This window comes from Candidatus Margulisiibacteriota bacterium (genome assembly GCA_041650635.1).
GTDB lineage: Bacteria > Margulisbacteria > WOR-1 > JAKLHX01 > JBAZKV01 > JBAZKV01.
Genome location: JBAZKV010000036.1, coordinates 1 through 9,795, shown reverse-complemented (window position 1 = coordinate 9,795; position 9,795 = coordinate 1). Strand labels below are relative to the sequence as shown.

General features: G+C 52.4%; 6 protein-coding genes. 1 reads left to right on the top strand and 5 read right to left on the bottom strand.

From position 1 onward, the window contains the following. A partial coding sequence (locus WC490_07850) for a MazG nucleotide pyrophosphohydrolase domain-containing protein (GenBank protein ID MFA5098513.1) occupies positions 1-162 on the bottom strand: 162 nt, incomplete at its 3' end. Positions 163-239: 77 nt separating this feature from the next. Between WC490_07850 and WC490_07845 the strand changes: the two genes are divergently transcribed. Next, positions 240-890, top strand: a complete 651-nt coding sequence (locus WC490_07845) for a hypothetical protein (protein ID MFA5098512.1) — start codon at positions 240-242, stop codon at positions 888-890. Positions 891-914: 24 nt separating this feature from the next. On the opposite strand, the gene mfd is transcribed toward WC490_07845, so the two are convergent. The 4 genes from mfd to WC490_07825 all read right to left on the bottom strand — a co-directional run. Continuing rightward, positions 915-3,905: a transcription-repair coupling factor gene (mfd, locus tag WC490_07840; protein MFA5098511.1), complete on the bottom strand. Its 2,991-nt coding sequence runs from the start codon at positions 3,903-3,905 to the stop codon at positions 915-917. 3 nt (positions 3,906-3,908) lie between these two features. Next, entirely contained in the window at positions 3,909-4,472 is a 564-nt protein-coding gene (gene pth, locus WC490_07835; protein ID MFA5098510.1) for an aminoacyl-tRNA hydrolase, read from the bottom strand. Positions 4,473-4,532: 60 nt separating this feature from the next. Continuing rightward, the gene (locus tag WC490_07830) at positions 4,533-6,488 is read right to left on the bottom strand and encodes an S-layer homology domain-containing protein (protein ID MFA5098509.1); all 1,956 of its coding nucleotides are present in this window, start codon (positions 6,486-6,488) and stop codon (positions 4,533-4,535) included. Beyond that, positions 6,485-9,795: IPT/TIG domain-containing protein (locus WC490_07825; GenBank protein MFA5098508.1), on the bottom strand; the 3,311-nt coding region annotated here is incomplete at its 5' end. The genes WC490_07825 and WC490_07830, both read right to left, overlap by 4 nt.

The window sequence follows — 9,795 nt, the reverse complement described above, 5'->3', positions numbered from 1 at the left end:
TAGTTTGTCCGGGTCTTCCCTGTCTATCGCATCAAGCGCCTCGTAGGCTTCCTCGATCATGTACGGCTTGAGGGTCTTGTGGGTCTGCTTTTTGTCCCAGGGGCAGCCTTTTTTGCCCCTGAGCCGGTCCACGACCTGCTTTAACTGGTCAATTTCTTTCATAAAAAGCCTTTTATCCAGTATACAACAAAAGCGCAAGTTAGATGTCCTCTGCTGCGATATATAGATGGAGGTCCAAAATGACCCTTCCTCTGTCTCAAACACAGGCTGTAGGACAGGCAAAGCCCCGCCCATTTACGCCGGAAGATGCCGCCGGCATACTCGGGCTTGTCAATGTCGGCGGCGAGGTGCTGAACACTGCTGATCTAAAAAAAGACCCTGCAACCCTTGCCAGGATCGCTATGGGAATTATCAATTTAAGAAAGAGCGGCGGCCCCGTCCAGATGGAGAACGGCCGGATCCAATTGTCAAAAGAAGTTTTTGACTCCATCGTTAGGTCCGCCGAAAGCCCCAATAAAGGCCCCGAACAGGTCTATGCAAGACAAAATTCACCCATAAGCCCGGCCCCTGAAGGGCACAGAACCTTTGTCAGCAGGCCTGCTCAGAATAATTCTTGCTCAGCCCCGGACATTACTCCGGCACAGGCCTGGGATCGGCTTAAGGACCTTAAAAACCGGGACGGCCGTCCGTATCTGAATAGCACAAAAGCGTACGATGATTCCCCGGAAGACAGAGCACAGCTGAGTTCCGCGCTTGATGATTTCTGGAAAGCCCGCGGGCACAACATTTCTGTCAACGGAAAACACACCTGCTTCACAATTAAACCGGTAATGCTGGTCGGACCGCTTCTTAATGTCGAAGTGGCAAGAAAACTCTCTGAGGTCGCCTGATACTCCCGGCAAATTTGCAGTTAATTAGAGGCTTTTTTCTGCCAGACGGATGATAGCGGCTTCGCCTTCATTTTCCACTCTGATAATGTCTTTTGATGATGCCCTCTCTATGACAAGCGAACCGTTCTTATAGGTTACCGAGCGTACCTCTTTTTTAAGGGCGGTAATTCTGACCCCCATCATTTCAAAGAGGTTTTCGGCCTGCCGCGGAAGCTTTCCGAAACGGTCAAGGAGCTCTTCTCTTATATCTTTTATCCCTTCATCCGAAGAAACCGTATTGAGCCTCCTGTAATAAGAGATCCTCTCGTTCTCGCCCTCGACATAGAAAGCGGGCAGATAAGAGTCGACCGGGAGTTCGATCTTTACTTCCCTTTCTTTATGCGGCTTAATCCCCCTTGCCCTGTCGGCGGCTTCTTTAAGCATCTCGCAGAACAGGTCAAACCCTACCGTGGCGATATGCCCGCTCTGCCTGGCGCCAAGGACCTCGCCGGCGCCCCTTATCTCAAGGTCCCTCATGGCTATCTTATAGCCGCTTCCAAGCTCGGTAAACGACTTGATGGCTGAAAGCCGCTCTAGAGCAGGACCGCTGAGCCCGGAGGGGTCGGAGTATAACAGATAGCAGTAGGCCTTAACATCCGACCTGCCGGCCCTGCCGCGCAGCTGGTACAGGGTAGAAAGCCCGAACCTGGCAGGATCATTTATGAGTATCGTGTTGACACTGGGAATGTCTATCCCGGATTCAACTATTGCGGTAGAAACAAGGACATCATATTTCTTCTCGATAAAATCCAGCATTATGCGCTCAAGCTCGTGCCCCTTCATCCTGCCGTGGGCCAGGGCGATCCTGGCCTCTGGAACGGCTTCTCTAAGCCTTTCGGACTCGGACCGGATGGAATGTATTCTGTTATGGATATAGAAAACCTGGCCGCCCCTGTCTATCTCTCTTACAACAGCATCTCTTAGCGCCTTTTGGCTCCAGGGCAGCAGGCTGGTGTTTATCGAAGACCTTCCCGGGGGAGGTGTTTCTATAACGCTGATGTTCCAGAGATCGGAAAGCGCCATATAAAGGGTCCTTGGTATGGGGGTGGCCGACATGGACAGGCAATCGATCCCTTTTTTCATGGCCTTTAATTTTTCTTTGTCGCCGACGCCGAATTTGTGCTCTTCGTCCACTATTAATAGCCCAAGGTCCTTGAACTTTACATCCTTTGACAAAAGGCGGTGCGTTCCTATGACCACATCAACTGTCCCCTCCTCAAGGCCGCTCACGGTTGCCTTCTGCTGCTCTTTGGTCCGAAACCGTGAAAGCATCTCGACCCGGAACGGAAAAGGGGCAAACCTTGACTTGAACGTCTGAAAATGCTGCTCGGCAAGAACGGTTGTAGGGACCAGCAGAGCAGCCTGCTTTCCGGAACAGACCGCCTTAAAGGCCGCCCGCAGAGCGACCTCTGTTTTCCCAAAGCCGACATCCCCGCACAGGAGCCTGTCCATAGGCCTCTGGGATTCCATGTCGTTCTTGACGGCTCTGATAGACAATGCCTGGTCAGGTGTTTCATCAAAAGGAAAGGCGCTTTCAAATTCGTGCTGCCAAACATTGTCCGGAGGATACGAAAAACCTGTACGGCTGTTCCTGGAACTGTACAGGTCCAGAAGGTCCTGAGTAAGCTTTTTTGCCGAGGCTTTTGCCTTCTTCTTTGCCGTGTGCCATTCGTGCCCGCCAAGGCTGTTGAGGTCCGGAGCATGTTCTGAGGCGGCCCTGTAGGCAAGGACTTTTTGGATCTTATCGACCGGCACATAAAGCCGGTCCTGACCGCGGTACTGGATAAAAAGATAGTCGCAGGTCCTGCCGTTGAATGTCTGGGATACAATGCCTTTGTAAAGCCCTATTCCGTGGTCCTTGTGGACAACAAAGTCCCCCTCTTTAAAGTCAACCGTGGCCCCCCGCAGCGGGATCTCTTCTTTTGGCTCCTTGAACCTGCGCTGAACGAATTTTTCTCCGAAGATCTCCCTGTCCGTAAACACGGCCAGACCTAGATCAGGAAGCATAAATCCCTGCGAAAGCTGCCCCCGGACCAGCTTTACCTCAGGATCTTGAACGCCGCTTTCATCCAGCAGTTCTGCCAGGCGCTCGTCCTGACCGGTAACTATATAGACCCTGCCGCTTTGTTTTTTTAAGTCCGAAATAAGATCCTCGCTGCGCAAGGCATAGTTTTGAGGGGTTTGAGCCTCCATTATAAAGCCGTCCTGCCGCGGCAGCGCGTTAAAAATCACCTGCGCGCTTTTTATCCGTCCCAGGTCTTCTTTTTTGAAAGCCTGCGGCTCATCGATAAAAACAGCGTCCCCTTTTGAAAAGTAGTCGAAGATACTGGAAGTCCCTGTCTCTTTTGCCGGCAGTATTTCCGTCTGCTCTATCTTCTGGGTCGATCTCTGTGTAAGCGCTTCAAAATGCCTTATGGACGCTATTTTGTCTCCGTCATATTCTATCCTTACCGGAGCCTGGATAACGGGGAAGATATCAACGATACCTCCCCTTACGGCCAGCTCCCCGCTTGCTTCCACCATAGACTGGCGGACAAAACCGGACCTGATAAGGTCTTCGATAAGCCGCTCTATTCTTAGAGACATCCCCTCTTTGAGGACTATTTTGGACCTATCCAGCTGACCGGGAGAAAAAGTAACTGCTTTTGAGGCCCCGATCGAAGACACAACAACGGTTTTTCCGCTGCCTGACAGGGCTTTCAAGGCCGGCAGTCTTGACTCAGCCTCTTTTAAGTCCAGGAGAAAAAGCCCGCAATTCTTTTCATCAAGAAAATACTTGAGGTCGCCGAATAGTTTTTCGGCCTCCTGTCCGGTGGGTGCAAGGATAAGGGTTTTTTTGAAACTTTCGGAAAGGACGGCCATGAAAACGGCCTTTGCGCCTGAAAACAGGCCGCTCACCCGGCCTGCGTTAAGTATCTGTGCGGGGTCTATCCTGCTTTTTACCAGCCGTGAAACTTCAAAGAGGTCCGTCAGCATTTCCTAGACCCCGTTGAACTTGTTCATTGCGGCCTCGGGTCCGTTCGCCACAATTTCAACGACCGCAAGCGCGGCCGTATTTAAGGCGGAAGAAAAAACATCCTTTTTATCTTCTTCCAGCCTGGAAAGGACATGGTCTGCGGCCTCCCTTAAAACGGGACGGCCCGCTCCTATCCTGACCCTTATAAAATCCCTGGCATTTAGATGTTCTATCACCGATCCTACCCCTTTGTGGCCGGCAGAACCTCCTCCGACCTTGATCCTGACCTGACCTTCTTCAAGGTCAATGTCATCATAGACAAGCACTATTTTGTCCGGGGGTATCTTGTAGTAATCCGACGCGGCTTTTACCGCCTGTCCGCTCAGGTTCATAAAGGTCTGCGGGGCCAAAAGGACAGCGTGTTGGCCGGCAAGAGCGGCCTTTGTCGCTTTTGCCCTGAACTTGCGGTCGTTTTTGAGGACTGCCCCGGCCTCAAGAGCAAGGCGGCCTATAACCTCAAAGCCAAGGTTATGCCTGGTTTCTTCATATTCTTTGCCCGGATTACCGAGCCCTGCGATCAGATACATGCGGATATGCGCCTCAGGAAGGGATTATAACATTTTGGAAAGCCCTTGATAAGTCTGGGCCTAGTAATTCTCTGACCTTAGGAAGAACTGCCTCGGTTTTTTAACATTGGCCATGGAATTGGGGCCGTAGCCGCGTTCCCAGTCAAGCAGCCAGTCTATTCTTTCCTTGCCGTAATCGGTCTTGGCCAGCATCTCTACAGCCTCGGACCTTGCCAGTCCCCGCTTTAACAGGAGCCTGTCGGAAGTTATGAAGTCAAGCAGGCCTTTTTGCTTGGCCGCTTCAATGGACCCTACAGCCCAGTGCTTTAGTCCGACATCGGAATACGGCTTGTATTCCGGTATCGGCGAATTCAGTCCGTCAAACCTTGACAGGACCGAGACCCCTTCTACCCTGTTTATTATCCTGCTTGGCTTAAAGGTCCCGTCAGGATAGCCGACCACAAGCCCCCTGGCTGTTGCGGTCTTAATGTATACCGATGCCCAGTGGCCCAGAGCGACATCAGGATACAGCTTGACTTTGGGATCATAATCTATAAGAGATTCTCCCTTTGCCCTGACCAGTATCGTGGCCAGTTCTGCTCTTGTCAAAACCCTTTCCGGCCTGAAGCTGCTGTCAGGATAGCCTTCTACAAGGTCGCCGGTGGCGCAATACTCTATCGGGAGCCTTGCCCAGTGATCTTCGCCGACATCGCCAAATGTCTTAAGCCTTAAGATCCTTCTTCTGTGGCTTTCAAGAAGATTGCCTTTGCCGTCGAACGCTTCGATGATGAGCAGGTTCTTGCCATGCACCGGCAGATCTATCTTTTGGCTGAAGGTCCTGTCGGAAGTCCGGCGGTCGTATGCGAGCGGAACTTTGTTGACCTCTATCCTGTCCACAGAAGGATGAGCTATGCCGGAAACGGTAACATAGTTCCTTCTTGTGATAAGCTTGTCCCTTGGCTTTAGCATAGTGATATAGCCTTCTTTTTTCTTCTCTTCGTCGCTTCCGACATATGAGATAGAGAAGTAGTGGGTCGCGTTCTCTTTAATAGAAGAATACGGATGATACGCGTAATCAAAGGCTATCCCGCTAAGCCTGAGGCCGACACCGGCAGTAAGGTTTGTAGCCTCAGCCGCGCTCACGGTAGCAGGAACGGGATCTTTGTCGATACCGGCACGCAGGGCAAGTGCTTCTATGGGCCACCATTCGGCGCCCAGATGCAGCCCTGCTTGCCTCTTGGGATCGAACGGATAAAGGTCGGCATCCGCGGCAAGGGTCAGTTTCATGTTGGATTCGATAAGGGCCTTGTCAGCCTTTCCTAGCACACCCACGCTGACGCCTGCCTTTGTGATGGACGGTATGCTTTCTTCTATCCCGCTCTTATAGGTAACTACCCCTCCCAGGCTGGCAGGAAGAATGTTTTGCTGGTTAAGTCCCAGGCTGAGCCAGCCTTTGGGAGTATAAAGTACGCCAAGATCAAGATCGACCCCCCTGCCGTCAGCCGCCGTGGCATCGCTGGTACCGGAATTTACTTTATCAAAATACTTAAGGTTGGCGCCAAAATAAAGGTCCTTGCCGTGTTCGGTCACTGCCGACAGAGGAAAGCCGTATGACAAGAACAGCAGATTATTGCTCCAGCCTCCGAGTCCCGCCGGGGTCGGATAATGGTCTGCGGAGACCGCATCGCTGCCGAGTATCCATATATTGTCAACGCGCGAACCAACATAGCCCAGTCCGACAGAGCCTACCTCAAGAGGATAAGTCCCGGCAAGGGCCATATAGCTGACATCTCCCATGAGCGAGGAATACATGCTTGTAAGTTTAGGGCCGTTAAGCCTGCCAAGACCGGCAGGGTTCAGGAACAGTGTCTCACCGTCCTGGGCAACAGCAACATAAGCCTTGCCCATACCAAGAGGCCTTGCGCCAACACCGATGTACATCGGATCCGAAAAAGAGCCGATCTCTGCGGCAAGCCCTATCCCTGCCGTAAGCACCAGTGCTGCAAATAAGGATATGTATTTCTTCACTATGTTCATCTCTTCACCACCCACACCTTGCATTTACCAAGGAGTTTGCTGCCGTAGACAAGTCTGGCAAGATACACGCCGTTGCCCGAGACCTCTCCATAATCATTGGTGCCGTTCCACTCTATCTCGTTGTAGCCGGCTGTGCCCGCGTGGGCCCTGTTAAGCACTATCCTGCCGGAGGTGTCGAACAGGTACAGGTTGACATTTGCATCCTGGCTTAGGTTGAACCCGAACTTTGTCACCTCGCCAAGAGGATTGAATGGGTTAGGATAATTGAACAGGTCTCCTTCTATATACACATCATCCGACGGCACCCTTACAACTATGCTGTGGGTCGCCGTATTTCCGGAAGTATCCTTGGCAGTGATCGTAACGGTGAGCGCCCCTTCAGAAAGCGGGCTTACAAGGGTCAGGACCGTTGCTCCCGTTGCCGCGTCGTAAGCCACAGCCGGGTCAGAAGAAGTGCTGTATGGCGCGCCCAGGTCAACAAGTATGGTCGCAGCATCTACCGCAACATCATCAAGGATCGTGGCTTTCAGCGTCGGGACCCTTCTTATTATGTCCCTGGGCAGCACGCTCTTGTCGTTGAACGTGACATTGGTTATAGTTGGAGGCACATCGTCTGACAGCGTGCTCATTGTCGTCATGTTATCCAGGCCCATCACGGTGGTCTCTATCATGTCCCCGTTATAAGCCGATACTCCGTACAGATACTTGGTATTTGGCTTCAAGCCGGTGTCCGTATATTTTCTTTCGACCGCCGAGTCGGCAAGCTTTATCCACTTTACGCTTGACGGGTCTATGGTCGATTTTTCTGTGATCGTTTCGGCCCTGTAAATAGAGTACTTGCTGGCTCCGCCCGGCCCCGGATTCCAGGTGAACGATATCGTGGAAGCCGTAGAACCTGCCTGCTTCAGATTGACGGGAGGATTGGCCAGAGTATATCTGGTCTCGGTATTGGATTTGTCCGAGGTCCCGTGAGCATTATAGGCCACCGCATGTCTTGTATACGGCGTGTTGGGCGACAGTCCCGCTTCCTTTGTGGATGCAGTGTTAACCGCCGTTGCCGCCTTAAGAGAAGCTGCGGCATCGAACAGCTGGAACCCTGTTTCATTGTTCGAGTTGTCGCTCCAGGTCCAGGTTATCTGGCTGGTGGAATCCGCAACACCCTTTAGGTTGGTCGGGGCATCAGGCGGAACATTGGTCGGAATTCCCACCGTAAAGTCAACAAAGTTGCTTTCCCTGTCATTGGACCTTACCTGCACAGGGTATACACCGTTGGCTACCGACGGCACCTTGACCGTTATCGATGTGTCGCTCCACGCAAGCACATTGTTCGTTGTTATCCTGTTGAGACCGAATGTCACATGGTATGATGCCGTTGACCTGTTGGCCGCTCCCGGATCTACCAGGAAGTTCGTTCCCGTTATCACTACTGTCGTCCCAGCCAGACCAACATTAGGCGTTACCGCCGTTATCATCGGCCCCGGCGTAGGCGCTGTCGTTACCGTGAACGGCACTCCGTTGCTCACTGCACCCCCGACTGTCACTTCAACCAGCCCGCTGGCAGCTCCCGCAGGCACTGTCATTACTATCTTGGTCGCGTTCCACGAAGAGGTCGCCGCCACTACCCCGTTCAGCGTTATCGTGCTTGTCCCCTTGGTCGCTCCAAAGTTCCTTCCGATAACAGTTACTGTTGTCCCCACCGGCCCGTGGCTCGGCCCAAGAAGGTCTATTATCGGCCCTGTCCAGTTGACCGCCTTAAGCAGGTCTATGTTGCTGCTTAATGCGTTCGCGTTTGTCCCCTCGTACACAAAGGTGTAGCTCTTTACCTTGTTGGAAAATACGTTGTCATCCTTTACCGCTCCGCTGTATTCATCCCTCCATATCCTCGTGTACGGCACCTTGATCTCTTTGAATGATGCGCTGTTGTTCAGCTTGTAGCTGTCAAGCGCTCTGTATGCCTCGTCATTTGTACCGTCCTTGTATTCCGTTACCGACAGCCTTGCCGTGTTCCCTGTCCCGTCCCCTTTAACGTAGTACACCAGCATATTTGCCGAACTTATGTCTATCGCCTCTAAGGCAGGGTTCAACAACCCGCCGCCCCAGTACCCGCCCCATTGTCCCGCTGTTGCTCCCGGATATGTCAACTGCATCGACTTGAGCCCTTCGTAGATGGTTGCCGTAGAGTTCGCCGGGTCCCCTATCAGCGCCTCTCCCGCCTGGCTCCCTGAATTGAAGTAGTAGCCCATCTGCCCTCTCGGATCAGGCAGACCGTTCTCTTCATAATTGTCTATTATTATGTCCCCGCCCCCGTCCGTTACTGTGAACACATCCGCAGGCGTCTGCGCTGATGTCCCGTGCCCGTTGGTGACCGTTACATGATAGGCCCCCGGTATCACTCCCGCAGGCACTGTCGCTGTTATCTGTGTCGGGCTGTCAACCGTGTATGAAGCCAGCGGCGTAGAACCAAGATCTACTCCCGTAACTCCTGTAAAGTTCGTTCCCGTTATCACCACTGCAGTAGGCACATTGTTCGGTCCCGTATTTGGTACTATCCCAGTTACTGTCGGCACCTGGCTTAATGGATCGGTCACCGTGAACTGGTCTGCCGCGCTTGTTGCTGAGGTCCCGTACGCGTTCGTTACTGTTATGTGATATGTGTTTGCTGTTAGTCCGGCAGGCACTGTTGCCGTTATCTGTGTAGCGCTGTCAACTGTATATGTAAGGGTCGTTGTACCCAGCTTTACCGCTGTTGCTCCGGTGAAGTTTGTCCCTGTTACCACTACCGTTGTGGCAGCATTGTTAACTCCGCTGTTCGGATTAACATTTGTTACTGTGGGTTTAAGGGTGTTCACATCTATTACCGTGAACTGGTCCGCCGCGCTTGTTGCTGAGGTCCCGTATGCGTTCGTTACCGTTATGTGATATGTGTTTGCTGTTAGTCCAGCAGGCACTGTCGCCGTTATCTGTGTTGCACTGTTAACTGCATATGTAAGGGTCGTTGTACCCAGCTTTACCGCTGTTGCTCCGGTGAAGTTTGTCCCTGTCACCACTACCGTTGTGGCAGCATTGTTAACTCCGCTGTTCGGATTTACATTCGTTACTGTGGGCCTGTAGCTGTTAGGATCTCCCACCGTAAAGTCAACAAAGTTGCTTTCCCTGTCATTGGACCTTACCTGCACAGGGTATACCCCGTTGGCTACCGACGGCACCTTGACCGTTATCGATGTGTCGCTCCACGCAAGCACATTGTTCGTTGTTATCCTGTTGAGACCGAATGTCACATGGTATGATGCCGTTGACCTGTTGGCCG